Raw genomic sequence first — 25,750 nt, 5'->3', positions numbered from 1 at the left:
TCATGAGTCCAGACACCAGCTTGCAGTTTTTCCAATGTAACCCAGCCGCCAATGGCGAGCCGCCGCTACCGGCCGCTGCCGGCATCCTGGGCATGAGCAGCCTGCACCACCCGGCACCAGGTCTGCCCTGGCCCGTGCAGCGGGTACGCATGCCGCTGCTCGGCGACGGTGCAAAACAGCTGCACGAATACTGGTACAGCGCCAGCCCCTGCCGCCGCGGCCATTTTCAGGATATCCACTACAGCTGCAACGCAGAGCTGCTCTACGGGGCGATCGAGCTGGAAGAAGGCCACGGCAGCGACACCGGCACCGCGCTGCAGTTGGCCGCAGAGCGCGCCTACCGCCAGCTGTTCTCACTGCTGGAGGCCGAAGGCTTTCCACACCTGTGGCGCATCTGGAACTACGTGCCGCGCATCAACGAGATGGAGCATGGTCTGGAGCGCTATCGCCAGTTCAACATCGGCCGCCACGAAGCGTTTGCCGATTTCGAGCGGCCGGTGAACAGCAGCCCCGCCGCCTGTGCGCTAGGCGTGGAGGATGGGCCACTGAGCATCGCCTTCCTGGCCGCACGCCAGGCACCTCGCTGCATCGAAAACCCGCGCCAGACCAGTGCCTTCGCCTACCCGCGACAATACGGGCCGCGCAGCCCCACCTTTACCCGCGCCGCCATCGCCGGCAACGACATCCTGTTCATTTCCGGCACCGCCAGCATCGTCGGGCACGGCACCGTGCACATTGGCGACGTGGTGGCGCAGACGCGGGAAACCATGGCCAATATCACCGTACTGGTGGAGCAGGCCCGGCAGCTGGCACCGGACGCCGGCTACAGCCTGGCCGGGCTGGACTACCGCGTCTACATCCGCCATGCCGTCGACTACGCCAGGGTACGCAGCACGCTGGAGCAACTGATCGGCCCCGGCATCCGTGCCGTGTACGTACAGGCGGATGTCTGCCGCAGCGATCTGCTGGTGGAAGTGGAAGCGCATGGCATTCCCCAGGCAAACCAGCAGGCTGACGCTACCGCACAGCGCCGGTAACGGCGCTGGTTCGCCATCTCCGCCAGGCAGTGCCGCTTCAGCCATCACGCGGCAGTGGTTGACCGAACGGCTTGCGGCAACTACCAGGCGGAATGGAAAAGGCACACTGGAACTACTGACGAAACGACAGCGTGGAACCGAAACCGGTCAGCTCGGCAATACAATCCATACATGTGTTGCCGGCCGAGGTCATCACGCCACCGTCCTCCACATACCGCGCGATCCAGTGCGACCAGCGGAAACGTGCGCGCGAACTCCTCGCTCCATGCCCACGTCGCCGCCCGCGATGCCTGCCGGCAATAAACGACAAGACCGCAATCGCTGATTGCGGCCTTGTCGTTTAGGCAATACAGGCTCAGGTCTGGTCTTCCGCCCGCGCGGGAATCAGGAATACCGCCAGCGCTGCCAGCACGCCGGCCAGCGCAAACACATAGAAGCAGATACTCAGGCTGGTACCGCTGCCCAGCAGAAAGCCCCCGAGTACCGGCCCGGCAATCGCTCCCAGCCGGCCGAAACCCAGCGCCCAGCCCAGCGCCGTGGCACGGGCATTGGCGGGGAAATACTTGGAAATATAGGCGCTCATGATCAGGGTGGTGGAAATGGAGCCGAAGCCGGCCACACCCACCAACGCGTACAGCAGCACCACGTCCGGCTGCAGGCTGAGCAAGCCCACGCTGAGTGCGGCCAACAGGTAGGACACCACGATTACCCGCTGCGAGCCCCAGCGGTCCGCCGCCGCACCGGCGATCAACGCCCCCACCACGGCGGTGAGGTTGAGCGCCAGCATCAGCGCCAGGCTAGAACCCAGCGGGTAGCCGGCCTTGCGCATCAGCTGCGGCAGCCAGGTATTCAGCCCGTACACCAGCAGCAAACCCATGAAATAGGCCACCCAGAACAACAGCGTGGCACGCAGGTTCTGGCGGCTGAACAGCAGGCCAACCGCCGCCAGCACGCCACTGCGCGCCTGCGCCACCGGCGGCGTGGCATTGCTTGCGCCCTGCACGATGCCCAACCGGCTTGCCAGTGCATCGGCCTCCTGGTGACGCTGTTTGCTGCGCAGGAAATCCACCGACTCCGGCAGCCACAGCGCGATGAACGGCACTGCGAACAACGGCAGCGCCCCCAGCATGAACAGAATGCGCCAGCCATGGCTGCCCAGCAGCGACAGCGACAGCAGTGCCACCACCACCCCGCCCAGCGCATAGCCGGAGAACATCACCGCGTAGTTGAACGAGCGCCGGCGCACCGGAGAATATTCGATGGTGAGCGCCGACGCGGTGGGGATCAGACCGCCCAAGCCCAGGCCGCCGATAAAGCGGTACAGCGCGAATTGCTCCGCGGTGGACGCCACCGCGGCCAGCGCCATGGTGATGGAAAACAGCCCCAGACAGGCCAGCAATATCTTCTTGCGGCCAATGATGTCGCTGATCGTCCCCACCAGCATGGCGCCCAGCAGCATGCCGAACAGGGCATAACTGCCAAGCACCCCCATCTGCAGCGGCGACAGCCCCCAGGCGTGCTCCTCGATCAGCGCCGGCAGCACAACGCCGTAAATCCCTACATCGTAGCCCTCGGCCAGGATGGTAAACAGGCAGATGGCGATCACCCGCCGGGTAACGGCCCCCGGAATACTGCCGGCGACCTGGCCGGCATCGGCCATTGCCCCGCCGGCAACGACACCACTTGTGCGATGACTCATGTTTCTCCTCCAGATGTCGGTGTACTCCGTCAGCGCTGGCAGGAGGCAGGCAGCCGTGCCACCGCCATGACGGCGGCACAAAATCTACCCGCAAACAATTTATATTTAAATCATTCAAAATTAAACATTTGTCCAGCCACCATTCAGCTCTGGCCCCACCTCGCGTACAGCAGGCACGCAAACGGCCAGCGCACCTTACTGGATTCAGCCGTCAACTGGAGCCGCTGCTCGCCAAAGAGCGTTACCCCCACCTCACATGCCCCGTTCCGTGGAGCGACATCAGACAAGGAGCGTCCCGACAGCGTTGCAAGACCTATGCAGGTGGGCACATGAGCAAGCAACACGGAAGCAGCAAGATAACCGACAAAGCGGATGGGCCGGACAGAGACAAGTAGCCCAAGCCGTTATAACAGCGACGCAATGCGGGCAAAGGAAGACAAAGAGAGGACGATCAAGCAACGGCGCGTTGATCAGGGAGGAAGGAAGTGGTGTAAATCCGCTTGCATAGCGCTTACACAATGCCGGAAAAGCAAAAGGCCAATCTCGAAAGATTGGCCTAAGTGCTTGATGAATTTGGTTGCGGGGGCAGGATTCGAACCTACGACCTTCGGGTTATGAGCCCGACGAGCTACCAGACTGCTCCACCCCGCGTCAGAGAGGAACAATAATACCCAGCCACAGTTTTTTGGTCAAGCGTTTTCTATTAAAAATATTCGCAGCCGTTTCAGGCGGCGGTCTGTACATAGGCGTTGGCCGGATAGAGCACGCTTTCCACACCGGCAGGGGTACGCATGGTCACTTCGTAGCGGCGGCCGATGGCACGCACATTGACCACTTCGAAACGCAGCACTTCACCTTTTTCGGTGGTTTCCAGGATTTTATGGCCGGGCAGCAGTTGATTGATTTGCATGATATTTTCCTTTCATTGTCATTCTTGTTATGCAGATTGTGCTAGGAATGATAGTTTGTATTTACAAATTACGCGATTCCGATTGGATTGACCATACGTAGTTTCACTGAGTTCCGCACCAGGCGGCGTAATGTCTACACATATGGCCAGCTATCAATGCAGCTTAGCCCCAGCATGTGACGCCGCAATGACAGCACCCAACTAAAGCCACAGCCGGCCCTACCAGGGGTGCCGCCCGACAAGAGCCAAGGTTGGCCGCAAGCTTGCGGCCAACCTTGGCGACAACAAAAAGGCACCGTCAATGACGGTGCCAGGCTGCAAGCCATGTACTTCATATACGCTTTACCGGACCCGGCAAGGCCGGGCCGCTCCTGCCAGCCACTGAATCGGCTGCCTTCCCGTTTACAAGACAAAGCCCCTTCGCAATGCGAAGGGGCTTTGTCATTCTCAGGCACCGTCACAGACGGAGCCCAGGCTGCAAGCCATGTACTACGTTTACGCTTTACCAGGCCCGGCAAAGCCGGGCCACGCCTGCCACCCACTGAATCGGCTGCCTTCCCGCTTACAAGACAAAGCCCCTTCGCAATGCGAAAGGGCTTTGTCATTCTCAGGCACCGTCACAGACGGTGCCTGAAGGCTGGCAACGCAACCGTTGGCTTACAGGCCGAACGGGTGACGCAGCACGATGGTTTCTTCGCGATCCGGGCCGGTGGACACGATGTCTACCGGTGCGCCGCACACTTCCTCGATGCGCTTCAGGTAGGCCTGGGCGTTGGCCGGCAGGTCTTCCCAGCGCTTGGCGCCCACGGTGGAGTCGGTCCAGCCCGGCAGGGTTTCGTACACCGGCTCGCACTTGGTCACGGCATCGGAACCGAACGGCAGGATGTCGACCAGCTTGCCATCCAGCATGTAGCCGGTACACAGGTTGATCTCTTCCAGGCCGTCCATCACGTCCAGCTTCATCACGCACAGGCCGGATACGCCGTTGATCTGGATCGAGCGCTTCAGTGCGGCGGCATCGAACCAGCCACAGCGGCGCGGGCGGCCGGTAACGGAACCGAACTCGTTGCCGTGCTTGGCCAGGAAGGCGCCAACGTCGTTGTCCTGCTCGGTCGGGAACGGGCCGGAACCCACGCGGGTGCAGTAGCCCTTAACGATGCCCAGCACGTAGTTGAGCATCTGCGGCGGAACGCCAGCGCCCGGTGCGGCAGCACCGGCCACGCAGTTGGACGAGGTCACGAACGGGTAGGTGCCGTGGTCGATGTCCAGCAGGGTGCCCTGTGCGCCTTCGAACAGGATCGGGGTGCCAGCCTTGTCCATGTCGTACAGGGTGCGGGATACGTCGGCCACCATCGGCTTGATGCGCTCGGCCTGCTTCATGGTGTCGGCCAGGATGGTGTCGTAGCTTACCGGCTCGGCCTTGAGCAGATTGGTCAGCAGGAAGTTGTAGTAGTCTACGTTTTCCTTCAGCTTGGCGGCGAAGCGTTCCGGGTTGAACAGGTCGATCACTTTCAGTGCGCGACGAGCCACCTTGTCTTCGTAGCAGGGGCCGATGCCGCGGCCGGTGGTGCCGATCTTGCCGGCGCCCAGTGCGGCTTCGCGCGCCTGGTCCAGGGCCACGTGGTACGGCAGGATCAGCGGGCAGCCTTCGGCAATCTTCAGGCGTGCCGAGGCGTTGACGCCGGCGGCTTCCAGCTCGTCGATCTCCTTCAGCAGCGCTTCCGGCGACAGCACCACGCCGTTACCGATGAAACACTCCACGCCTTCGCGCAGGATGCCGGACGGTACCAGGCGCAGCACGGTTTTCTTGCCGTTCACCCACAGGGTGTGGCCAGCGTTGTGGCCACCCTGGAAGCGCACAACAGCGCGCGCGTGGTCGGTCAGCCAGTCAACAATCTTGCCCTTGCCTTCGTCACCCCATTGGGTACCGATCACCACGACATTCTTGGACATGGGAAAAAACCTCTTCTGTTTCAAGTTCAAATTATTTGAAAGGGACCAGCTGCCACTCGCCGGCGACGCATTGCAGTTCGCGGTCGCAATTGAGTGCTGCGGCAGATTCGCCCAGGTAATCGATGATCACGCGTTCGCCGGCGGCGCGCAGTTCGGCCACCTTGGCGGTAGCCTGCGGCAGCAGGCGTGCGGCCAACTTGATGCCTTGCGCACTGTCGCGCTGCGGCAGGATGCGCACCAGGTCGCGCAGATCCAGGCTGAAGCCGGTAGCCGGGCGGGCACGGCCGAAGCGGCGGCCAACGTTGTCGTAGCGGCCACCGCGCGCCAGCGCTTCGGACCAGCCCGGCGCGTAGGCGGCGAACATCAGGCCGGTGTGGTAGGCGTCGCCGCGCAGCTCGGCCAGGTCGAAGCTCACCTGCACGCGGTCGCCCACGGCGGCGGCAATGGCGGACAGCTGCATCAGCGCCAGTTCAATCTCGGGTAGCGACGGCAGGCGGTTGCGTGCTTTTTCCAGCACGCTGGCCGGGCCGTACAGCTCCGGCAGTGCCAGGAAGGCACTGCGATACGGTTCGGCCACGCCGGCCACCAGTTCGGCAGCGGTGGCCACGTCCTTGGCCTGCAGCGCGCTGAACAGCTCCTGGCGTACCTCGACAGCCAGGGCGGCGGCAGCTGCCAGGCCGCGGAAGATGCCGATATGTCCCACGTCCAGGCGCAGCTGGGACACGCCCACCTGGCCCAGCGCATCCAGCATCAGGCCGATGATTTCCACGTCGGCCTCGATGCCGGCGTAGCCGTAGAGTTCGGCACCAACCTGCAGCGGCTCGCGCGAGCTCATCAGCCCGCTGGGGCGCGCATGCACCACGCTACCGGCGTAGCACAGGCGGGTAACACCGGTACGCGAAGACAGCAGATGGGCATCGATACGCGCCACCTGCGGCGTGATGTCGGCTCGCAGGCCGAGCTGGCGGCCGGACAGATGGTCGTCCAGCTTGTAGGTTTTCAGATCCAGCGTGGCGTCGTCGTCGGACACCAGGGCATCGATGTACTCCACCAGCGGCGGCAGTACGAGTTCGTAGCCGGACACGCGGAACAGCTCCAGCATCGCCGCCTTGGCGGTTTCCACCTGGCGGGCGGTTGCCGGCAGGATGTCGGCGATATGTTCGGGTAACAGCCAGTTGCGCATTTTGCCTTACACACAAGAAAAGGCGGGATTCAGGATCCCGCCTTGTTATGCGGCACCACAGTCATGGGCGATCTGCGTGCCTGATTTTTCAGCTGCAAATTGTATCAGTGTGAACCGGGTTGCGCACGCTTGAAATACTTGAAGAAATCCGAACTCGGGTCCAGCACCAGCACGTCGCTCTTGTTGCGGAAGCTCTGCTTGTAGGCTTCCATGCTGCGCCAGAAGGCGTAGAACTCCGGATTCTTGCCGTAAGCCTGCGCGTAGATGGCGGCCGCTTTGGCATCGCCCTCGCCCTTGAGCTGCTGCGCCTTGGCGTAGGCTTCGGCCAGGATCACTTCCTTCTGCCGGTCGGCATCGGCACGGATGCGCTCGGCCTCGGCAGAGCCTTCGCTGCGCAGCTGGTTGGCCACGGTACGGCGTTCGGAGTTCATGCGCTCGTACACCGAATCACTGATCTTTTCCGGAAAGTCCACCCGCTTCAGACGCACGTCCAGAATGGCCACGCCTATCTTCTGCGCTTCATTGTCGGCACGCTTGCGCACCACTTCCATCACTTCGTCGCGCTTGCCGGAAATCACGTCGGCCACGGTTTTCTTGCCGAATTCGGCGCGCAGACCGTCGTTGATGGTCTGGCGCAGCCGTTGCACCGCCACGGTGTCATTGCCACCCACGCTCTTGTAGAAGCGCTCCACGTCCACTACGCGCCATTTGACGAAGCTGTCCACCAGCACGTTCTTCTTCTCGCGGGTGTTGAACAGCTCCGGCGCCTCCGGGTCGATGGTCTGGATACGGCGATCGAAAAAGCGCACGTTCTGCATCAGCGGCAGCTTGAAGTGAATGCCCGGCGCCTTGATGACGCTCACCACCTCGCCAAACTGGAACACCATGGCGTACTGGCGCTGGTCAACGGTGAACAGCGAGCCTGCGGCCAACAGCAGCCCGGCGGCGATGGCGATAATCACGGGAAACATGCGTTCCATCTGCTTGTCCTCTCAGCGGCCGCGCGTCACATCGCGGTCGGCGTGCGTCTTGGGTGCCTGGGTGGCGGGGGTATCGGCCTGCGGCACGGTAACGGCGGTGGCCGGTTTGTCGGCGCCGGCCTGCTGCATCAGCTTGTCCAGCGGCAGGTACAGCAGGTTGCTGCCGGACTTCTGGTCCACATATACCTTGCTGCTGTTGCTCAGCACCTGCTGCATCATGTCCAGGTACAGACGGTCGCGCATCACCTTGGGCGCCTTGCTGTATTCGGTCAGCACGCTCTGGAAACGGGAGGCATCGCCTTCGGCGGTGGACACCACCTTCTGCTTGTAGCCTTCGGCCTCCTGCAACAGGCGCGCCGCCAGGCCCTGTGCCTTGGGCACCACGTCGTTGGCGTAGGCCAGGCCGTCATTGCGCAGCTTTTCCTTGTCCTGCCCGGCTTTCACCGCATCGTCGAAGGCGGCGATCACCGCTTCCGGCGGCTGCACATCGTTGATGTTGACCTTGGCCACGCGCACGCCCAGATGGTAGTGGTCCAGTATCTGCTGCATGCTGGCCTGCGTTTCCGCCGCCACCTGGCCACGGCCCTCGTTGAGCACGAAATCCACCTTGCTGCGGCCAACCACTTCGCGGATGGCGGTTTCCGCCGCCTGCTTCACCACGTCCTGCGCATCGTCTTCCAGCGCCAGGTTGTTGAACAGGAAGTCGCGGGCGTCCTTCACGTCGTACTGCACCGATAGCTGCACGTCGATGATGTTCTGATCCTGCGTCAGCATCAGCGACTCTTCCGGCACCCGGTTCTTGGCATTGCTGCGGTAGCCGATCTCCACGCTGCGCAGTTGCGTCAGGTTGACGATCTCCACCTCTTCGAATGGCCACGGCGCATGCCACTGCAAGCCGGAGTCACTGGTACGGTGGTAGCTTCCCAGCCGCAGCACCACGCCCTCTTCGCGGGCATCCACCACGTAGAAACCGCTGGCCAGCCACAGGCCACCCAGCACCATCAGCAGGCCGGCGGCGCCAAAGCGCATGCCGCCGCCCAGGCGCGGGCCGCCGCCACCGCCGGAAGGCGGCTGCGGCTGACGCGGCTTGCCGCCCAGCAGACGTGACAGCTTGTCGTTCAGCTGGCGGAAGACTTCGTCCAGATCCGGCGGGCCATCATTCGGCCCCCGGTTGTTGCCATTCTGTGCCATAGCTATCTTCTTGAGAGTGCGAAGCGATTGGTGAGGAGACGCGTTCGGCAATCGCCTCCCGCAGGAGTTCCAGCCCGGCGCCGGTCAGCGCCGATACCCGCACGCCGGCGATCACGCCATATTCGTCGCGGATGATTTCCGGCGGCAGCTCGCGCAAGTCGGTCTTGTTCCACACCAGCAGTTGCGGAATGTCGTCGGCGCCGATTTCCTGCAGCACCTTGTTCACTTCTTCGATCTGGCGATCGCGGGTATCGCTGGCGGAGTCCACCACATGCAGCAGCAGGTCGGCGGAGATGGTCTCTTCCAGTGTGGCGCGGAACGCCGCTACCAGCGAGTGCGGCAAATCGCGGATAAAACCCACGGTATCCGACAGTACGATGGAGACATCCTGGTTGATATACAAGCGGCGGCTGGTGGTATCCAGCGTGGCGAACAGCTGGTTGGCCGCATAGATATTGGCCTTGGTCAGCGCATTGAACAGCGTGGACTTGCCGGCGTTGGTGTAGCCGACGATCGATACCGACGCCACGCCGGAGCGCTCGCGCCCCTTGCGCTGGGTCTTGCGCTGCTTCTGCACCGTGGCGAGGCGCTCTTTCAGCGCCTTGACGCGGATGCCCAGCAGGCGGCGGTCGGTTTCCAGCTGCGTTTCACCCGGGCCACGCAGGCCGATACCGCCCTTCTGCCGCTCCAGGTGAGTCCAGCCGCGTACCAGGCGGGTGGCCATGTGCGACAGCTGCGCCAACTCCACCTGCAGCTTGCCTTCGTGGCTGCGCGCGCGCTGGGCGAAGATATCGAGGATCAGGCTGACGCGATCCACCACCCGGCACTGCATTTCGCGCTCCAGGTTGCGTTCCTGGATGGCCTTGAGATCGTGGTTGAAGATCACCACGTTGGCGCCGGTGGCGCGCACCATGGCGGCAATCTCTTCCACCTTACCCTTGCCGGCGTACAAGGCGGCATCCGGGCGCTGGCGCTTGCCGCGCACGATGCCGCTGATGCCCACGCCGGCACCCTTCACCAATTCCACACACTCGGCAACGCCGTCTTCGTAGTCGGCTTCGCCGAAATCCAGACAGACCAGGACAGCCTGGTCACCTAGGTCGGGGCGGTCAAACACTCGGGGAGACTTTCAAGAAATGGGGGCTGGTCGATCAGAGTGATCGACCAGCCCCCGAGATGGTGCGGGATCAGGCGTCCTGGGTTTCCGGCTTGGCAGCGTGGTGCTCGTGCGGGATGCTTACCGGGCGGGCCGGTACCACTGTGGAGATGGCATGCTTGTAAACCATCTGGGTCACGGTGTTTTTCAGCAGGACGACATACTGGTCAAAGGACTCGATCTGCCCTTGCAGCTTGATACCGTTTACCAGGTAGATGGATACCGGCACGTGTTCCTTGCGCAGGATGTTCAGAAACGGGTCTTGTAACATTTGCCCTTTGGCGCTCATTTTAATGCTCCGATTTCTAAAGAGTTTTTGTAATTCAGTTCTAGTGGGCTGGTACTAGCAGTCTTTGTAGCATAAAAAATTCCAGCCGACTATTTGAGGCCCTTGTGGCGCATCAAACCTGGCTTGCCACCTGTGGTTTCGACCTCAAACGGGTTATCACTAGACTTATACTGCACGCGAAGCGGGGTTCCCTGCAAATGGAAGGCCTTGCGGAACATGCCTTCCAGATAACGGGTATAGCTTTCCGGTACCCGATCCAGCGCGTTACCGTGAATCACGATAATCGGCGGATTCATGCCGCCCTGATGCGCGTAACGCAATTTCGGCCGTACCGTACCGGCACGCGGCGGTTGCTGACGCTCGGTCGCCACCTGCAGGATGCGGGTGAGCTTGGGCGTCGGCAGTTTGCTCATTGCCGCCTTGTAGGCCGCGTCGATGGACTTGAACAGATCGCCCACGCCACGCCCCTGCAGCGCCGAAATGTAGTGGAACTTGGCAAAATCCAGAAAACCCAGTTTGCGCAGGATATCTCGCTTGATGGTGTCTTTCTGCTGAAGTTCCAGGTCTTCCCATTTATTTACCGCTACCACCAGTGCACGGCCGGCTTCCAGTGCGAAACCGGCGATGGTGGCATCCTGCTCGGAAATATCCAGCTGTGAATCCAGCACCAGCACCGCCACGTTGGCATCCTCGATCGCCTGCATGGTCTTGATCACCGAGAATTTCTCGATGGCTTCGTTGACCTTGCCGCGACGGCGCACGCCAGCGGTATCGATAATGGTGTATTTGCGGCCTTCGCGCTCGAAATCAATATAGATGCTGTCGCGCGTGGTACCGGCCTGGTCGAAGGCGATGACCCGCTCTTCGCCCAGGATGGCGTTCACCAGCGTGGACTTGCCTACATTGGGGCGGCCGATGATGGCGAATTTCGGGTGATGGCTCTTGTCCTCTTCCTCGGCATCCGGGAAGTTTTCCAGCACCATTTCCACCAGTTCGCGCACACCGTCGCCATGCGAGGCGGAAATGGCGTACGGATCGCCCAGCGCCAGCTCATGGAATTCGGCGGCAGCCATGGCGTGGCTGACGCCTTCGGCCTTGTTCACCGCCAGGATTACCGGCTGTTTGGCCTGACGCAGGCGGTTGGCAATGATCTTGTCCTGCGGGGTGATGCCGGTACGGCCATCCACCAGGAACACGATGGCATCGGCCTCGTCCACGGCCTGCAGCGTCTGCTTGGCCATTTCGAACAGGATGCCCTCGTCCACCACCGGCTCGAAGCCGCCGGTATCCACTACCAGGTACGGTTTGCTGCCGACACGGCCGTGACCGTAGTGACGGTCGCGGGTCAGGCCCGGCTGGTCCGCCACCAGCGCGTCGCGCGAGCGGGTCAGCCGGTTGAACAGGGTTGATTTGCCCACATTGGGGCGGCCCACCAGGGCAATAGTTGGTTTCATCTTTTACAGCTTAGAGGGTCAGTGCAGCCAGCGTGCCGTTTTTACCGTACACGTAGGCGATGTCGCCCAGTACCAGCGGACGGCTCATGGTACCGCTGACATCAACGCGGCTGCGGCCAACCATGCGTCCATCAACAGGCGAAAGCAGGTGTGCATAGCCTTCGCCATCCAGCACCAGCAGCTGGTTGCCCAGCTTCACCGGTGCAGTGACATTGCGATAGCGGAAGCCATTCTGCTTCCACAGGTTGCGACCGGACTCAATGTCGAATGCCCAGATCGCGCCATCGTCAGCGGTGACGTAGACCGCGCTGTCGTCCAGCGACAGGCCGCGGCTGCTGCCCACTTCACGCGCCCAGGCCAGCTGGCCGCCACGCGCCTCAAAGCAGGCGGTACGGCCCTGGAAGGCCACCGCGCAAACACGACGGCCATCGAATACCGGCTGGCTCACCACGTCGGTAACGCGCTCCAGCTCGCTGGCGCCACGCGGGTTGGCTACCGCGGCCTGCCACAGCTGGCGACCCTGGTCCACCGCGTATACCGACACTTTGCCGCCGGTTTCGCCGGCGATCAGCACGTCATCGCCTTCGGCCTTGATCTGCGGCGAGGTAGCACGTACCGTCAGCGCCGGCATCGGCTGCCACTGCGTCCACAGCTGGCGGCCGCTGGCACGCTCGAAGGCGCTCAGGCGGCCGTCGCCGGCACGTACCAGCAGCATCTTGCCTGCCAGTTGCGGCGGCTCGGCCAGGGTGCTGGTCAGGTTTTGTTTCCACAGTTCCTTGCCGCTCTTGGCATCCAGCGCCAGCAGTTCGCCGGTCTTGGTGCCAACGTACAGCACGCCATCGGCGGCGGCCGGGCCGGCGCTCAGTTCATGCTTGAGCTCCAGCCGTGCCACGGTGTTGCCGCTGAGGGCATCCACCGCCTGCACACGACCGTCTTCATTGGCCAGCCACAGCGTGCCCGCGTCGTAGAACGGCGTGAAGATGCCGTCCTTCACCGCCGGCACCGACACCTGCCATTTCACGCGGATGGCCTGTTGCTGCTTGATCGCGGCCAGCGGCGTGGGCTGGTTGGCATCTTCGCCGTTGAACCAGGAGGCGCAGCCGGACAGCAGCGGCAGGGCAATCGCAGTTGCAAGCAAGTAACGTTTCATGTCAGTTCCCCACGGAGTCCAGCTTGGTCTGGATGAAGTCGCGGGCCGGAGCATCCAGCGCCGCTTTGGCCAGGGCTGCCTTGTAGCTTTCACGCGCCCCGTTGTTGTCGCCGCGCGCCACCAGCACGTCCCCCTTCAGATCAAGGAACAGGCTGTCGAAGGCGGCAGGATGCGGCGAGCCGAGTTCAGCCAGCGCGGCATCGAATTGTTTGTCGTCCAGCAGCACGGAAGCCAGGCGCAGATGTGCCACGGCCTGCAATGTCTCGTCGTTCGACTGCGCCAGCACCCACTTCAGCTGGGCGCGGGCAAAGCCGGCGTCGTTGCGTTCGAACGCCAGCTTGGCGGCCAGCATGGCAGCGTTGGCCGCAAGCTGCGACGAACGATAATCACGCTCCAGCAGTTCCACCGTGGCCTTGACGTCGTCCAGCTTGCCTGCCTGCAGCTGATCCTGCAGCTGGCTGTAGACCACCGCGGCGGCCTCCGCCTGCGTGCGCTGGTAGTACTGCCAGCCCTTGAAGCCGAGAAAGCCCACCGACACCGCCAGCACGGCGCCGCCGATCAGCTTGCCCCACTGGGTCCAGAAGAGCTTCAGCGAATCTATCTGTTCCTGTTCCTGCAAATCGTAGGCCATGGCCTTCCCCCTTATTCAGCCTTGAAGCGGGCAATCGTGGCGACCAGTTCGGCGGCGCTCACGGTTTGCTGCTCCAGCTCGGCGCGCAGCGGTTTCACCACTACCTGGCCGGTGCTCACTTCGTTCTCACCGATGATCAGCGCCACCAGGGCACCGCTGCCATCGGCCTTTTTCATTTGCGACTTGAAGCTGGCATCGCCCATGTGCTGCACCACGCTCATACCGCCCTGGCGCAGTTGCTGTGCCAGCTGCATGGCGTAGGCGGTAGCACCCGCGCCCTGATTGACGATGAATACGTCCACGCTGCGACGCTCCGGCAGGCGGCCCTTTTCGGCCAGCAGCAGCAGCACGCGCTCCATGCCCATGCCAAAGCCGATGCCCGGTGCCGGCTTGCCGCCCAGCTGCTCGATCAGACCGTCGTAGCGGCCACCGGCACACACGGTGCCCTGCGAGCCCAGGTCGGTGGTTACCCACTCGAATACCGACTGGTTGTAGTAGTCGAGGCCGCGCACCAGGCGCGGGTTTTCCACGTACTCGATGTCCAGCGCGGTAATCAGCGCCTTCCAGTTCTCGTAGTGCTGGCGCGATTCCTCGCCCAGGTAGTCGATCAGCCGCGGTGCGGCATTGGCCATTTCCTGCAGCGCCGGGTTCTTGGTATCCAGCACGCGCAGCGGGTTGGTGTACAGGCGGCGCTTGCCGTCTTCGTCCAGGATGTCGACGTGGGCTTCCAGGTGCTTGATCAGCGCTTCGCGGTGCGCGGCGCGCTCCTGCTTGTTGCCCAGGGTGTTGATTTCCAGGCGCACATTGCCGGCCAGGCCCAGACGACGCCACAGTTCGGCGGTCATGGCGATGATCTCGGCATCGATGTCCGGCCCCGGCATGCCCAGCGCTTCCACGCCCACCTGGTGGAACTGGCGGTAGCGGCCTTTCTGCGGGCGCTCGTGACGGAACATCGGGCCCATGTACCACAGCTTCTGCGTAGTGTTGTACAGCAGGTTGTGCTCCACCACCGCGCGCAGGGTACCGGCGGTGCATTCCGGGCGCAGGGTCAGCGGGTCGCCGTTCAGGCTGTCGTTAAAGGAGTACATTTCCTTTTCGACGATGTCGGTCACTTCACCGATGGAACGCACGAACAGCGGCGTGCTTTCCACGATGGGAGTGCGGATGTTCTGGTAGCCATAGTCATGCAGCCAGCCGCGCAGCACGTTTTCGAAAAATTCCCACTGGTGCGACTCGGCGGGCAGCACGTCGTTCATGCCGCGAATCGCTTGTATTTTTTGTGCCATTGTGTGTTCCGGAAACAGTCAGATTCTTTACTTTGGCCGCCGTTACAGCGACTTGATCGGGATGGTGCGGCTCGCCTGCTCACGGCGCTTGGCGCCGCCCTCGCCGTAGCGGCTGTGCACGTAGTGGTCGACGATGGCCTTGAACTCGGCAGCGATATTGTCGCCCTTCAGGGTCACGTCCTTCTGCCCGTCCACGTATACCGGCGCCACCGGCACTTCGCCGGTACCCGGCAGGCTGATGCCGATGTCGGCCAGCTTGGACTCGCCAGGGCCGTTCACCACGCAGCCCATCACCGCCACTTTCATGTCTTCCACACCCGGGTACTGCAGGCGCCATACCGGCATCTGCTCGCGCAGGTACAGCTGGATGCTGTCGGCCAGTTCCTGGAAGAAAGTGCTGGTGGTGCGGCCACAGCCGGGGCAGGCGGTAACCAGCGGGGTGAACGAGCGCAGACCCATGGTCTGCAGCAGTTCCTGCGCCACCACCACTTCCTTGGTGCGCGCCTCGCCCGGCTGCGGGGTCAGCGAGATGCGGATGGTGTCGCCGATGCCTTCCTGCAGCAGCACCGCCAGCGCGGCGCTGGAGGCAACGATGCCCTTGCTGCCCATGCCGGCCTCGGTCAGGCCCAGGTGCAACGGAAACTGGCAGCGGCTGCCCAGGTCGCGGTAGACGGTGATCAGGTCCTGCACATTGCTGACCTTGCAGGACAGCAGGATGCGGCCGGCCGCCAGGCCCAATTCCATGGCCTTGTCGGCGGATTCCAGCGCAGAGACGATCAGCGCCTCGCGCATCACCACTTCCAGCGGCTTGGGGTTGGCCGCACGGTTGTTGGCGTCCAGCATGCGCGCCAGCAGCGCCTGATCCAGGCTGCCCCAGTTCACGCCGATACGCACGGCCTTGTCGTACTCGATGGCGGTGCGGATCATGTAGGCGAATTTTTCGTCGCCCTTGGCGCCCTTGCCGACGTTACCCGGGTTGATGCGGTATTTCGCCAGTGCGCGTGCGCAGTCCGGAAACTCCTTCAGCAGACGCTCGCCGTTGAAGTGGAAATCGCCCACCAGCGGCACATTGCTGCCCATGTCGTCCAGGCGCTGGCGGATCTCCGCCACCCTGGCCGCCGCTTCCGGGCTATTCACGGTAATGCGCACCACCTCGGAGCCGGCCTGCGCCAGCTCGTATACCTGCTGCGCGGTGGCAGCGGCATCGGCGGTGTCGGTATTGGTCATCGACTGCACCATCACCGGGTGCTCGGAACCGACCATCACATGGCCGATGGCAACCTGGTGCGTTGCGCGACGTTTGATCGTTGCTTCCATCACTTGCTTCAGTTCAGTTCGAGTTTGGCCGTCGTGCCGCGTGTCTTGCTCTTCAGGTCCACGGCCGAGCCTTCATAGGCCAGTTCGACCTGGGTGGCATTGCCGATGGTGACCTTGAACGGCGGTTCGCCGGAAACCTGCTTGTCGCTGCCGGCCGGCAGCAGGCCGTAGATCAGGCGCTTGCCCTTGGCATCGGTCACGCTGACCCAGGATTCGCCGCTGGAAGTCAGGTGCACCGTCTTGCCACCGGCTACGGCAGGTGCGGAAGCGGCCGGAGTAGCGGCTGGCGCGGGCTTGGCAGCCGGAGCCGGTGCGGCAACAGGCTGGCTGGCCACGCTGACAGCCGGCGCGCTGGCCGGAGCCGGCACGGCTGGAGCGGGAGCAGGAGCGGCTTGCGCTGCCGACGCTGCAGGCGCGCTGCTGGCGGCAACCTCAAGCGCTACCGGCTGCGGTTCGCCACTGCTGCGACTCTGCGAGCCTTGCAGCCAGGCAACCACGCCACCGGCGGCAATCAGCGGCAGCAACCACAGCCACACCTTGCCGCCACGGGCTTCACGGCGGGGCGCCTCGGCGGCCTCCTGCCCGGCTACCGGAGCCGGCTCCACCTTTACCTGCGGGTACTGGGCATCCAGCAGCGACATCAGCGCGCCGCTGTCCAGCTCCAGGAAACGGGCATAGTTGCGCACGAAGCCGCGCACGAATGTGGCACCTGGCAGGCGATCGAAATCGCCGGCTTCGATGGCATCCAGTTGCCGCGGCGACAGTTTGAGGCGGTCAATCACGTCCAGCAGGCTGAGGCCGCGGGCCTCGCGCGCCGCTCGCAGTTGCTGGCCAATCTGTTGGGCTGGAGAGAGAGTCGAATCCTGAGGCTGCATGCTGTCTTCAGTTTCCACTTAAAAGCTGTAGGGTTTCAGGGCTATCCGGAAAACGCTTCTTGAGCAGGTCGGCAAGATGCTCGGCCGTGGCCGCATCATGCCTTAGCCTGGCAATGCGCACCCCCAGCCATAGCTCCGGCGCACCATTCTGTCGCTGCTCGCTGCCAATGCGCTGGAAGTAGAAGTCTGCCATGTCGACATTGTTGCGATCCAGCGCCATGCGGGTGAGCTCGCGCAGGGCTGTCGGGTCGTTCGGCGCGCGGCGCAGCGCCGCCAGCAGCAGCTGGTTGGCGTCCTCCACGCGCTTCATGCGCTCCAGGCACAGCGCCTTGTTCACCATGGCGCTTTGCGGGGTATCAAAGAAAGGGTCGGCCAGCGCCTGGTCGAAGCGCTGCAGCGCTTCGTCGTAACGACCACGGGCACACAGGAAGTAGCCGTAGTTGTTGTTGACCTCGGGGTTGCGGTTGTCGATACGCAGAGCTTGCTGGAAGGCCTGGTCGGCATCCTTGTCCACACCCAGCTGCATCAGGATCAGTGCACGGGCAAGGTAGCCCGGCTGAAACCCGGGGTCGGTGGCGATGGCCTGGTCGGCGTTCTGCATGGCAACACGCATATTGCCGAACTTCATGTACTCGATGGCAAGCAAGGCACGCGTCTGCGCCAGTTCGCGCGGCGTGGCAGCGGAGGCAACGCCCGGTACAGCCGCAAGCAGGCTGACCAGCAACAGGGCAACAACGCGTGTCTTGAGCATCAGGTCCTTTCCTCGTTGATACGTATCCACTTTTCCTGGCGCCGGGTCTTGTCCTGCACCTGGCCGGCAAGTTGGCCGCAAGCCGCGTCGATATCGTCGCCACGGGTCTTGCGCACGGTCACCACGAATCCGGCTTCCTGCAGAATCTCGCGGAAAGCGCGGATGGCATTGTTGCTGGAGCGATCGTATCCGGAATTCGGGAACGGGTTGAACGGAATCAGGTTGAACTTGCACGGTACGTCACGTACCAGTGCGATAAGTTCACGCGCATGTTCCGGTCTGTCGTTGACCCCGTCAAGCATCACGTATTCGAAGGTAATGAAATCGCGCGGCGCCTTCACCAGGTAGCGCTGGCAGGCAGCCATCAGCTCCTTGAGCGGGTACTTCTTGTTCAGCGGCACGATTTCGTCGCGGATGCGGTCGTTGGAGGCATGCAGGCTCACCGCCAGCGCCACCGGGCACGCCTCCCTGAGGCGGTCCATCTGCGGCACCATGCCGGAGGTGGATACCGTCACACGGCGACGGCTCAGGCCGTAGCCGTGGTCGTCCAGCATGATCTGCAGGGCCGATACCACGTTGTCGAAGTTGGCCAGCGGCTCGCCCATGCCCATCATCACCACGTTGGAGATGACGCGCTCGTTGCGCGGCGTAACGCCCATGGCCTTGTTGGCCCACCACAGCTGGCCGATGATCTCGGCGGTGCTGAGGTTGCGGTTGAAACCCTGGCGGCCGGTGGAGCAGAAGGTGCACTCCAGCGCACAGCCGACCTGAGATGATATGCACAAGGTGCCGCGATCATCCTCGGGGATGAACACGGTCTCGACACCGTTGCCGGTGCCCACGTCCAGCAGCCACTTGCGGGTACCATCTTCCGACTCCTGCGATACCATCAGGTCCGGCACGCCCACGATGGCGGTATCGTGCAGCTTGGCACGCAGCCCCTTGGCGATATCGGTCATGGCATCGAAATCGGCTTCGCCCATCTGGTGCATCCAGCGCATGATCTGCTTGGCACGGAACGGCTTCTCGCCCATGGCGGCAAAGTGTTCGGTGAGCTGGGGCAGGTTGAAGTCGAGCAGGTTGGTCTTCATGGCAATACTCAAATAATGGCGGCCGCCAGTGGCGGCCGCCGGATACAGCTTAGCGTGCAGCGATTTCGGTAGCAGCGAAGAAGTAGGCTACTTCGATAGCAGCGTTTTCCAGGCTGTCGGAACCGTGTACGGCGTTGGCGTCGATGGAATCGGCGAAGTCGGCGCGAATGGTACCAGCCTCGGCTTTCTTCGGATCGGTGGCACCCATCAGTTCGCGGTTCTTCAGTACGGCGTTCTCACCTTCCAGTGCCTGGATCATTACCGGGCCGGAGATCATGAAGCTCACCAGGTCGTTGAAGAAAGGACGCTCTTTGTGTACTGCGTAGAAGCCTTCGGCTTCGGCGCGGGACAGTTGCTTCAGCTTGGCAGCCACAACCTTCAGGCCAGCAGACTCGAAGCGGTCGTAGATTTTGCCGATTACGTTCTTGGCAACAGCGTCCGGTTTGATGATGGACAGAGTACGTTCGATAGCCATATAAATCTCCCTGTTTACAAGCGAAATGGTTACACTTGACAAGCTCATAATGAGCCTGCGGGTCACCCAATTTTGAGGAACCCGGTATCTTACCAGTGATCGCCAGCCCTTGCTGCACTGAATTCGAGACGATGAAACCAACACAACAACAACCACATCGCCAGAACGATCTGCCGGCCACCGGCCTGACACCGGAAATGCGCAAGCGCCTCGCCATCGCCGGCGGCCTGGTCGCCGTGGCCCTGGCCGCCATCCCGGTCCTGGAATCCTTCAGCGGCGGCAGCAAGCCCGCCGCCACCAGCAGCAGCCCCGCCGGCAGCTCCGGCCGCATCGTCAACAAGGAAGAAAGCTCGGCGCCGGCACTGGTCATTGCCCAGGTGCCGGAAAGCAGCGGCGCCGCATCCAGCGCACCGGCAGCTACCCCACCGGAAAGCAAGCCCGTCACCGAAAACCAGGGCCCGGCAACACCGGCACCCGGCAGCCCGCTGCCGGCAACCCCGGCCCCGGGCACACCGGCGGCGGCACTCAACCCGCCGCCTGCCGGCAAACCGCCGGTACCGCATCCCGCGCCAGCGGCGGCAGCCACTACCGCAGCGCCGGCAAGCAGCAAACCCGCCCCGGCACCTACGCCGCTAGCCATGCGCAAGGCTGCCAGCCCGGCACCGGAAGCACAGGCCGCCGCAGAAACCCCGGCCCCGCCGCCTGCCGCCAACAGCAAGGCGGAACCCGCCGAGGCGGCGCCGCGCGTCATGCCCACCCTGCCGACCGCCAAGAGCGGCAGCATGTCGCTGGGCTACCAGGTGCAGCTGGGGCTGTTCGCCAGCCCGGTCAATGCCGAAAAACTGGTTGCCGCCCTCAAGAAACACGGCCTGGCCGCACGCACCGAAACCCGGGTGCAGCTCGGCCCCTTCCGCACCAAGGCAGAAGCCGAGGAAGCGATGCAGCGCTTGCGCGAGCTGGGCTACCAGCCACTGCTGGTGCCCATCGGCACGCACTGACCGACACGCGCCACTCGCAGCAACAACAAGGCCGCAGCTTGCTGCGGCCTTGTGCTTTTGCCCCGGACAACACGGCAATCAGGTTTCCACCACGCCTTCGCCGATCTTGAAGTTATCCACCAGGTGCGGCAGTTGCAGATAGCTTTGCGACTGCATTTCGGTGAGCCGGCTGGCAGTGCGGAAAAACTCGCTGGCCTGCAGGCCATCGGTATAGATATCCTCCGCCGCCACCGCACTGGACGCCACCAGCTTGACGCGATGATCGTAGAACACGTCCACCAGCCAGGTCAGCCGGCGGGCAATGGACGCGTCACGCGCTTCCAGCCGCGGAATATCCGACACGAACACGGTGTGATACACGCTGGCGATTTCCAGGTAGTCAGTCTGCGCGCGCGGGCCGTCGCAGATGGCGCGAAAATCGAACCAGGCCACACCCGGCACATGGCGCTTGAGCGGGATCTCGCGCCCCAGCACCTCCAGCACGTGCGGCAACTCGGCGGCGGCACCGGCCAGGCGACCGAACATCACCTCCATGCGCGCCGTGGCGTCGCCGCCCGCCGGCACCAGGAACAGTGGCTCGCGCGTCAGCTCGCGCAGCCGGTAGTCGTTGCCGCCATCGACATTAATCACCTCCAGATTGGCCTGCAGCAAGGCGATGGTCGGCAGGAAGTTGCTGCGCATCAGCCCGTTCGGGTACAGGCCTTCCGGCGGGTAGTTGGAAGTCATCACGCAGATCACGCCATGCTCGAACAGCGCGGTGAACAGCCGCCCCAGGATCATGGCATCGGCAATGTCGCTGACGTGGAATTCGTCGAAGCACAGCAGGCGCACATCGCGGGCGATGCGCTCGGCCACCGTCTTCAGCGGGTCGGCCTCGCTGGACAGCGTGCGCAGCTGCTTGTGAATCTCGGCCATGAAGTGGTGAAAATGCACCCGCCGCTTGCGGCGATAACCGACGCAGCTATAGAAGGCATCCATCAGGAAGCTCTTGCCGCGCCCCACCCCGCCCCACAGGTACAAACCACGCGGCACTACCGGTTTGCGCAGACTGCGCCCCAGGAAACGGTTGCGGCGGTCCTTGAAGTCCACCAGCGCTTCCCACAGCTCATCCAGCCGCTCGATGGCGGCCGCCTGCGCAGCGTCATGAATGAAGCCCGGCTGCTCGCTGGCAGCCTGGTACCAGGAACGGGGGCTGAGCGAGCCGTCATCGGGCGGCGAAAAAACGTGTTGGGACATGGCTTCTGTACATCAGGGCTGGCCGCATGATGCGGCCAGATGGCTTCAGGAAAACAGACCGGTGGAGAGGTAGCGGTCACCGCGGTCGCACACAATGGAGACAATCACCGCGTTCTGCAACTGTTCGTTAAGACGCAGTGCCACCGCCAGCGCACCGCCGGACGACGGGCCGGCCAGAATACCCTCCTCGCGCGCCAGGCGGCGAGCGGTTTCCTCGGCGGTATGCTGATCCACCAGCTCCAGCTGGTCGATGCGCGAGAAGTCGCAGATCTTGGGCAGGTATTCGTCTTCCCACTTGCGGATGCCGGGGATCTGGCTGCCCGACTGCGGCTGCACGCCAATGATGCGGATCGCCGGATTCTGCTGCTTGAGGAAGGTACTGGTGCCCATGATGGTGCCGGTAGTGCCCATGCTGGAGACAAAGTGCGTCACCGTGCCAGCGGTATCGCGCCAGATTTCCGGGCCGGTGCCCTCGATGTGCGAGCGCGGATTGTCCGGGTTGCCGAACTGGTCGAGGATGCGGCCAACCCCGGCAGCCTCCATGCGGCGCGCTTCGTCGATGGCACCCGGCATGGACAACTCCTTGGGCGTCAGGATCACCTCGGCGCCATAGGCGCGCATGGTGTCCACCCGCTCCTGGCTGGAGCCTTCCGGCATCAGCAGGATCATCTTGTAACCCATCATGGTGGCGGCCATGGCCAGCGCGATGCCGGTATTGCCACTGGTGGGCTCGATCAGGGTATCGCCCGGCTTGATCTCGCCGCGCTCCTCGGCGCGCAGGATCATCGACAGCGCCGGCCTGTCCTTCACCGAACCGGCCGGGTTGTTGCCTTCCAGCTTCACCAGCAGCACATTGCTGCTGTTGCCGGCCATGCGCTTGAGGCGCACCAGCGGGGTGTTGCCGACAAAATCTTCCAGGTACTTGAATTGGGGCAGGCTCATCACGCATCTCCTTGATGCCGCGCATTATACCGGCTTGCGCCTAGCTGTTCCGCACTGCGGCCAACCTTGATTTCGGCTAAAACCAATTTTCATCTTTCAAATCAGAATATTAGACAAAAAGCAGGCTTTGGAATTTTGCAGCACTTCAATATAACCGGATGATTGTTCCAACAGTCGCCACACCCCTGCCCGCGCCCCATGGCAATAAAAAAGCGGCCACGCGGGCCGCTTTTTCTGTCGTTTGAAACGACTTACTTCTGGTACACCGGGAAGCGGTGGCACAGCTCGGTAGCCTCTTTGGCCACGCGCGCCAGCACGGCTTCGTCGTTCGGGTTGTCCAGCACGTCGGCTACCAGGTTGGCCACGATGCAGGCTTCTGCTTCCTTGAAGCCGCGGGTGGTGATGGCCGGGGAGCCGATACGGATGCCGGAAGTCACGAACGGGCTTTCCGGGTCGTTCGGGATGGCGTTCTTGTTCACGGTGATGTGCGCCTTGCCCAGTGCGGCGTCAGCGGCCTTGCCGGTGAGGCCCTTGGCACGCAGGTCAACCAGGAACACGTGGCTTTCGGTGCGGCCGGACACGATGCGCAGACCGCGCTCGGCCAGGGTGCGCGCCATTACGTCGGCGTTCTTGATGACCTGAGCCTGGTATTCCTTGAATTCCGGAGTCAGCGCTTCCTTGAACGCTACCGCCTTGGCGGCGATCACGTGCATCAGCGGGCCGCCCTGCAGGGTCGGGAACACGTTGCTGTTCAGCGACTTTTCGAATTCAGCCTTGGCCAGGATGATGCCGCCACGCGGACCACGCAGGGTCTTGTGGGTGGTGGAGGTCACAAAGTCGGCGTGCGGCACCGGGTTCGGGTACAGGCCGGCAGCAACCAGACCGGCGTAGTGCGCCATGTCCACCATGAAGTAGGCGCCACATTTCTTGGCGATCTGGCCCATGCGCTCGAAGTCGAAGCGCAGAGCGAAGGCGGAAGCGCCGCCGATAATCAGCTTCGGCTTGGTTTCCATTGCTACGCGCTCCATGTCGTCGTAGTCGATTTCTTCCTTGTCGTTCAGACCGTAGGCCACGATGTTGAACATCTTGCCGGACAGGTTGGCCGGGGAGCCGTGGGTCAGGTGACCACCGTGGCCCAGGTTCATGCCCATGATGGTGTCGCCCGGCTTCAGGATGGAGAAGTACACCGCCTGGTTGGCCTGCGAGCCGGAGTGCGGCTGCACGTTGGCGTATTCGGCGCCGAACAGTTGCTTCACGCGGTCGATGGCCAGCTGCTCCACCACGTCAACGTATTCGCAACCACCGTAGAAACGCTTGCCCGGGTAGCCTTCGGCGTACTTGTTGGTCAGCTGGGAGCCCTGGGCTTCCATCACGGCACGGCTGGTGTAGTTTTCGGAAGCGATCAGCTCGATGTGATCTTCCTGGCGCTGCACCTCGCCGGCGATGGCGGCGGCAAGTTCCGGGTCGTACTGGGCGATTTTGATATCAGCAAACATCGTTGACTTTCCATCAAAGGGTTTTGGATCGGGAAATTTTACTGCATTCCGGCACTGGCCCGAAATGAACAAATGGCAAACCAAGCATGAATACGTTTCATCTTATGGTTTGCCATTTCAAATACTTACTGCAGCGTGCGCTGTACCGGCCAGTCGTCGGCGGTAAAGAACAGCGGAATGCCGTTCTGTTGCTCCGGCTGCAGCTGCGGCACCACGCGTACATCGCTCAACTGGCACTCCGCCATCAGCATGCGGAAACTGGTTTCGATCTGCGCTACCACATCCTGCGCCGCCAGCGGCCATACGAAGCCGCCCCAGTCTTTTTCATTACCGGCAGCAGAGATGGTGAAGTGCAGCTCGCCGTTGTCGTGCGCGGAGACGATGGCCACCGGCTCTTCGCCCTGATCGCGCAGCTTGCGGATCTGCGTGCTGGCGAACACCTGCAGCGCCACTTCCAGCCGTGCCTGGTTGGCCGCAACGATAGCCTGCATCAGCGGCATCGGTGGGCGCGGAATCGGGAACAGCGTCACGCCGTCGGTTTTCAGCTCTTCGCCGAGGAACTTCATCAGCGGCACACCCCAGGCGCCCACGCTGCCACCCAGCTTCACTGGCGGCTCGGCGCCGTCTTCGCGCAGCGCCACGCCCAGCAGGTAGCGCAGGAACACGCCTTCGTCCTTGGCGGTAATGGCTGCTGCCGGCAGCTCCAGTGGCAGGCCGCGCGCGGCGTCGGCCAGCTGGCGGGTATAACGGTGAATCTGGGCGGAGGAAATCTCGACCACCGAATCCGGGTGCAGCAGCTTGCCGGACAGGAACACCTCGGCCCCCGGCGCAAACAGGCCGTGCTCGCGGAAGATGGCGTTCAGGCCATCCACATCGGCAATGCGCTCCGGCAGCGTTACCTTGCTCTTGCTGCCGATCACCAGTACCACCGGCACGGCGAAGACTACCGCATGGCGGCCGGTATCCGGGCGCTCGGCGGCATCGCGCAGCGCATCCCACAGGATCTGATAGATCTGCTGCGAAGTCACCATGGCCAGCGCCACCGACAGCGACAGCAGCTCTTCGCGCTCCAGCAATTCGATAAGCCGCGCACGCAGATTGGCGCGCCACAGCTCGCGGTCTTCTTCAGTCACCGCCTTGGCAATCGCTTCGGCGTGATGAATCAGCATATTGGAAGGGGAAGACTCGGGATACTGACGCGGATCGGGCAAAACCGGGGTGAAATCGCTCATGGCAGGATCAAACGGCTATTAGCTGCGGCAAAGGTGCCATTGTCGCACAGCTTGCCCGCGGACGGGAGGCAAACCGCCCGTTTTGCCCCACAAGCAAGCGCTCGATTTTCGCTTTCAAACAAATTTGTGTTCATTGCGCGACGAAATGTTATGTTTTTTGCGCTTTTGCAAATTGTATACATTGACACACTGCACCAAGATCGGGATAATCCGGCCTTGTTGAGATGCAGCAATTGCTTCTTGATAGTTTCTCCTCTATTTCTCCTTTGTAGACTTGGCGCGGGCATAAAACCCCGCGCATTTTTTTTGCCCGCTTTCCGGCAAAGCTGCCATATCAAGCACTTAGCTGCCTGCATCACACCTCCCCCTGCACGATACATTCAGCCGATGTCGCCAGCCGCTGCTGCTGCCATGGCAC

The 25,750-nt window shown here is 62.8% G+C and carries 23 protein-coding genes and 1 tRNA gene; 2 read left to right on the top strand and 22 right to left on the bottom strand.

Annotation, left to right across the window (positions count from 1 at the left end):
- Positions 1 to 92: 92 nt before the first annotated feature.
- Positions 93 to 1,037 (top strand): hypothetical protein, encoded by a 945-nt coding sequence (locus tag PSELUDRAFT_RS11080; protein ID WP_231895196.1) that lies wholly within the window; start codon positions 93 to 95, stop codon positions 1,035 to 1,037.
- Between the two features lie 355 nt (positions 1,038 to 1,392).
- On the opposite strand, the gene PSELUDRAFT_RS11075 is transcribed toward PSELUDRAFT_RS11080, so the two are convergent.
- The 18 genes from PSELUDRAFT_RS11075 to ndk all read right to left on the bottom strand — a co-directional run bounded on the left by PSELUDRAFT_RS11075 (position 1,393) and on the right by ndk (position 19,428).
- Positions 1,393 to 2,736 carry an MFS transporter gene (locus PSELUDRAFT_RS11075; protein ID WP_197693852.1) on the bottom strand — a complete coding sequence of 448 codons (1,344 nt, stop codon included), beginning with the start codon at positions 2,734 to 2,736 and terminating at the stop codon, positions 1,393 to 1,395.
- Between the two features lie 574 nt (positions 2,737 to 3,310).
- Positions 3,311 to 3,387, bottom strand: a tRNA-Met gene (locus PSELUDRAFT_RS11070).
- A 73-nt stretch (positions 3,388 to 3,460) separates the two neighbouring features.
- Positions 3,461 to 3,646, bottom strand: coding sequence for a hypothetical protein (locus tag PSELUDRAFT_RS11065; RefSeq protein ID WP_088966899.1), 186 nt, complete (start codon positions 3,644 to 3,646; stop codon positions 3,461 to 3,463).
- 657 nt (positions 3,647 to 4,303) lie between these two features.
- Positions 4,304 to 5,599 carry an adenylosuccinate synthase gene (locus tag PSELUDRAFT_RS11060; protein ID WP_088966898.1) on the bottom strand — a complete coding sequence of 432 codons (1,296 nt, stop codon included), beginning with the start codon at positions 5,597 to 5,599 and terminating at the stop codon, positions 4,304 to 4,306.
- A gap of 31 nt (positions 5,600 to 5,630) precedes the next feature.
- Positions 5,631 to 6,782 (bottom strand): ATP phosphoribosyltransferase regulatory subunit, encoded by a 1,152-nt coding sequence (locus PSELUDRAFT_RS11055; protein WP_088966897.1) that lies wholly within the window; start codon positions 6,780 to 6,782, stop codon positions 5,631 to 5,633.
- Between the two features lie 104 nt (positions 6,783 to 6,886).
- Entirely contained in the window at positions 6,887 to 7,753 is an 867-nt protein-coding gene (gene hflC / locus PSELUDRAFT_RS11050; protein ID WP_369800046.1) for a protease modulator HflC, read from the bottom strand.
- 21 nt (positions 7,754 to 7,774) lie between these two features.
- Positions 7,775 to 8,953, bottom strand: coding sequence for an FtsH protease activity modulator HflK (gene hflK / locus PSELUDRAFT_RS11045; RefSeq protein WP_088966895.1), 1,179 nt, complete (start codon positions 8,951 to 8,953; stop codon positions 7,775 to 7,777).
- Positions 8,919 to 10,070: a ribosome rescue GTPase HflX gene (gene hflX, locus PSELUDRAFT_RS11040; protein WP_088966894.1), complete on the bottom strand. Its 1,152-nt coding sequence runs from the start codon at positions 10,068 to 10,070 to the stop codon at positions 8,919 to 8,921. The genes hflK and hflX overlap by 35 nt, the downstream gene beginning before the upstream one ends.
- Positions 10,071 to 10,140: 70 nt before the next feature.
- Positions 10,141 to 10,398 (bottom strand): RNA chaperone Hfq, encoded by a 258-nt coding sequence (gene hfq, locus PSELUDRAFT_RS11035; RefSeq protein ID WP_088966893.1) that lies wholly within the window; start codon positions 10,396 to 10,398, stop codon positions 10,141 to 10,143.
- A gap of 89 nt (positions 10,399 to 10,487) precedes the next feature.
- Entirely contained in the window at positions 10,488 to 11,852 is a 1,365-nt protein-coding gene (gene der / locus PSELUDRAFT_RS11030) for a ribosome biogenesis GTPase Der (RefSeq protein ID WP_088966892.1), read from the bottom strand.
- A gap of 10 nt (positions 11,853 to 11,862) precedes the next feature.
- Positions 11,863 to 13,002, bottom strand: a complete 1,140-nt coding sequence (gene bamB / locus PSELUDRAFT_RS11025) for an outer membrane protein assembly factor BamB (RefSeq protein WP_157725095.1) — start codon at positions 13,000 to 13,002, stop codon at positions 11,863 to 11,865.
- A gap of 1 nt (position 13,003) precedes the next feature.
- Positions 13,004 to 13,633 carry a tetratricopeptide repeat protein gene (locus PSELUDRAFT_RS11020; RefSeq protein WP_088966890.1) on the bottom strand — a complete coding sequence of 210 codons (630 nt, stop codon included), beginning with the start codon at positions 13,631 to 13,633 and terminating at the stop codon, positions 13,004 to 13,006.
- A gap of 11 nt (positions 13,634 to 13,644) precedes the next feature.
- Positions 13,645 to 14,919 carry a histidine--tRNA ligase gene (hisS, locus tag PSELUDRAFT_RS11015; RefSeq protein ID WP_088966889.1) on the bottom strand — a complete coding sequence of 425 codons (1,275 nt, stop codon included), beginning with the start codon at positions 14,917 to 14,919 and terminating at the stop codon, positions 13,645 to 13,647.
- 42 nt (positions 14,920 to 14,961) lie between these two features.
- Positions 14,962 to 16,236, bottom strand: a complete 1,275-nt coding sequence (gene ispG, locus PSELUDRAFT_RS11010) for a flavodoxin-dependent (E)-4-hydroxy-3-methylbut-2-enyl-diphosphate synthase (protein ID WP_088966888.1) — start codon at positions 16,234 to 16,236, stop codon at positions 14,962 to 14,964.
- Positions 16,237 to 16,244: 8 nt separating this feature from the next.
- The gene (locus PSELUDRAFT_RS11005; protein WP_088966887.1) at positions 16,245 to 17,111 is read right to left on the bottom strand and encodes a RodZ domain-containing protein; all 867 of its coding nucleotides are present in this window, start codon (positions 17,109 to 17,111) and stop codon (positions 16,245 to 16,247) included.
- A gap of 7 nt (positions 17,112 to 17,118) precedes the next feature.
- Positions 17,119 to 17,862 (bottom strand): type IV pilus biogenesis/stability protein PilW, encoded by a 744-nt coding sequence (gene pilW, locus PSELUDRAFT_RS11000; protein ID WP_088966886.1) that lies wholly within the window; start codon positions 17,860 to 17,862, stop codon positions 17,119 to 17,121.
- Positions 17,862 to 18,953, bottom strand: a complete 1,092-nt coding sequence (gene rlmN, locus PSELUDRAFT_RS10995; protein WP_088966885.1) for a 23S rRNA (adenine(2503)-C(2))-methyltransferase RlmN — start codon at positions 18,951 to 18,953, stop codon at positions 17,862 to 17,864. Before rlmN ends, pilW begins: the two co-directional genes overlap by 1 nt.
- A gap of 49 nt (positions 18,954 to 19,002) precedes the next feature.
- Positions 19,003 to 19,428 carry a nucleoside-diphosphate kinase gene (gene ndk, locus PSELUDRAFT_RS10990; protein WP_088966884.1) on the bottom strand — a complete coding sequence of 142 codons (426 nt, stop codon included), beginning with the start codon at positions 19,426 to 19,428 and terminating at the stop codon, positions 19,003 to 19,005.
- A gap of 131 nt (positions 19,429 to 19,559) precedes the next feature.
- Here ndk and PSELUDRAFT_RS10985 point away from each other — a divergent pair, with 131 nt between their 5' ends.
- The gene (locus tag PSELUDRAFT_RS10985; RefSeq protein WP_088966883.1) at positions 19,560 to 20,426 is read left to right on the top strand and encodes an SPOR domain-containing protein; all 867 of its coding nucleotides are present in this window, start codon (positions 19,560 to 19,562) and stop codon (positions 20,424 to 20,426) included.
- A 78-nt stretch (positions 20,427 to 20,504) separates the two neighbouring features.
- Here PSELUDRAFT_RS10985 and zapE read toward each other — a convergent pair whose 3' ends face one another.
- The 4 genes from zapE to PSELUDRAFT_RS10965 all read right to left on the bottom strand — a co-directional run bounded on the left by zapE (position 20,505) and on the right by PSELUDRAFT_RS10965 (position 25,332).
- The gene (gene zapE, locus PSELUDRAFT_RS10980; RefSeq protein ID WP_088966882.1) at positions 20,505 to 21,662 is read right to left on the bottom strand and encodes a cell division protein ZapE; all 1,158 of its coding nucleotides are present in this window, start codon (positions 21,660 to 21,662) and stop codon (positions 20,505 to 20,507) included.
- Positions 21,663 to 21,707: 45 nt separating this feature from the next.
- Positions 21,708 to 22,604, bottom strand: coding sequence for a cysteine synthase CysM (gene cysM, locus PSELUDRAFT_RS10975; protein ID WP_088966881.1), 897 nt, complete (start codon positions 22,602 to 22,604; stop codon positions 21,708 to 21,710).
- Between the two features lie 251 nt (positions 22,605 to 22,855).
- Positions 22,856 to 24,100: a serine hydroxymethyltransferase gene (glyA, locus tag PSELUDRAFT_RS10970; RefSeq protein ID WP_088966880.1), complete on the bottom strand. Its 1,245-nt coding sequence runs from the start codon at positions 24,098 to 24,100 to the stop codon at positions 22,856 to 22,858.
- A gap of 125 nt (positions 24,101 to 24,225) precedes the next feature.
- Positions 24,226 to 25,332, bottom strand: a complete 1,107-nt coding sequence (locus PSELUDRAFT_RS10965; protein WP_088966879.1) for a hypothetical protein — start codon at positions 25,330 to 25,332, stop codon at positions 24,226 to 24,228.
- Between the last annotated feature and the right edge of the window lie 418 nt (positions 25,333 to 25,750).

The sequence above is a fragment of the Vogesella sp. LIG4 genome (genome assembly GCF_900090205.1).
Lineage (GTDB): Bacteria > Pseudomonadota > Gammaproteobacteria > Burkholderiales > Chromobacteriaceae > Vogesella.
The sequence above is the reverse complement of the archived record's forward strand: the minus strand, read 5'-3'. Positions and strand labels throughout refer to the sequence as shown.

What these genes read in the sequence shown, in the direction of transcription:
- ndk (WP_088966884.1), bottom strand. Translation starts at nt 19,428, where the DNA reads ATGGCTATCGAACGTACTCTGTCCATCATCAAACCGGACGCTGTTGCC.
- hflC (WP_369800046.1), bottom strand. Translation starts at nt 7,753, where the DNA reads ATGTTTCCCGTGATTATCGCCATCGCCGCCGGGCTGCTGTTGGCCGCA.
- PSELUDRAFT_RS11075 (WP_197693852.1), bottom strand. Translation starts at nt 2,736, where the DNA reads ATGAGTCATCGCACAAGTGGTGTCGTTGCCGGCGGGGCAATGGCCGAT.
- der (WP_088966892.1), bottom strand. Translation starts at nt 11,852, where the DNA reads ATGAAACCAACTATTGCCCTGGTGGGCCGCCCCAATGTGGGCAAATCA.
- pilW (WP_088966886.1), bottom strand. Translation starts at nt 17,862, where the DNA reads ATGCTCAAGACACGCGTTGTTGCCCTGTTGCTGGTCAGCCTGCTTGCG.
- bamB (WP_157725095.1), bottom strand. Translation starts at nt 13,002, where the DNA reads ATGAAACGTTACTTGCTTGCAACTGCGATTGCCCTGCCGCTGCTGTCC.
- ispG (WP_088966888.1), bottom strand. Translation starts at nt 16,236, where the DNA reads ATGGAAGCAACGATCAAACGTCGCGCAACGCACCAGGTTGCCATCGGC.
- PSELUDRAFT_RS11005 (WP_088966887.1), bottom strand. Translation starts at nt 17,111, where the DNA reads ATGCAGCCTCAGGATTCGACTCTCTCTCCAGCCCAACAGATTGGCCAG.
- hflK (WP_088966895.1), bottom strand. Translation starts at nt 8,953, where the DNA reads ATGGCACAGAATGGCAACAACCGGGGGCCGAATGATGGCCCGCCGGAT.
- PSELUDRAFT_RS11060 (WP_088966898.1), bottom strand. Translation starts at nt 5,599, where the DNA reads ATGTCCAAGAATGTCGTGGTGATCGGTACCCAATGGGGTGACGAAGGC.
- zapE (WP_088966882.1), bottom strand. Translation starts at nt 21,662, where the DNA reads ATGTCCCAACACGTTTTTTCGCCGCCCGATGACGGCTCGCTCAGCCCC.
- PSELUDRAFT_RS11065 (WP_088966899.1), bottom strand. Translation starts at nt 3,646, where the DNA reads ATGCAAATCAATCAACTGCTGCCCGGCCATAAAATCCTGGAAACCACC.
- rlmN (WP_088966885.1), bottom strand. Translation starts at nt 18,953, where the DNA reads ATGAAGACCAACCTGCTCGACTTCAACCTGCCCCAGCTCACCGAACAC.
- PSELUDRAFT_RS10985 (WP_088966883.1), top strand. Translation starts at nt 19,560, where the DNA reads ATGAAACCAACACAACAACAACCACATCGCCAGAACGATCTGCCGGCC.
- hfq (WP_088966893.1), bottom strand. Translation starts at nt 10,398, where the DNA reads ATGAGCGCCAAAGGGCAAATGTTACAAGACCCGTTTCTGAACATCCTG.
- PSELUDRAFT_RS11055 (WP_088966897.1), bottom strand. Translation starts at nt 6,782, where the DNA reads ATGCGCAACTGGCTGTTACCCGAACATATCGCCGACATCCTGCCGGCA.
- PSELUDRAFT_RS11020 (WP_088966890.1), bottom strand. Translation starts at nt 13,633, where the DNA reads ATGGCCTACGATTTGCAGGAACAGGAACAGATAGATTCGCTGAAGCTC.
- hisS (WP_088966889.1), bottom strand. Translation starts at nt 14,919, where the DNA reads ATGGCACAAAAAATACAAGCGATTCGCGGCATGAACGACGTGCTGCCC.
- glyA (WP_088966880.1), bottom strand. Translation starts at nt 24,100, where the DNA reads ATGTTTGCTGATATCAAAATCGCCCAGTACGACCCGGAACTTGCCGCC.
- PSELUDRAFT_RS10965 (WP_088966879.1), bottom strand. Translation starts at nt 25,332, where the DNA reads ATGAGCGATTTCACCCCGGTTTTGCCCGATCCGCGTCAGTATCCCGAG.
- PSELUDRAFT_RS11080 (WP_231895196.1), top strand. Translation starts at nt 93, where the DNA reads ATGAGCAGCCTGCACCACCCGGCACCAGGTCTGCCCTGGCCCGTGCAG.
- cysM (WP_088966881.1), bottom strand. Translation starts at nt 22,604, where the DNA reads ATGAGCCTGCCCCAATTCAAGTACCTGGAAGATTTTGTCGGCAACACC.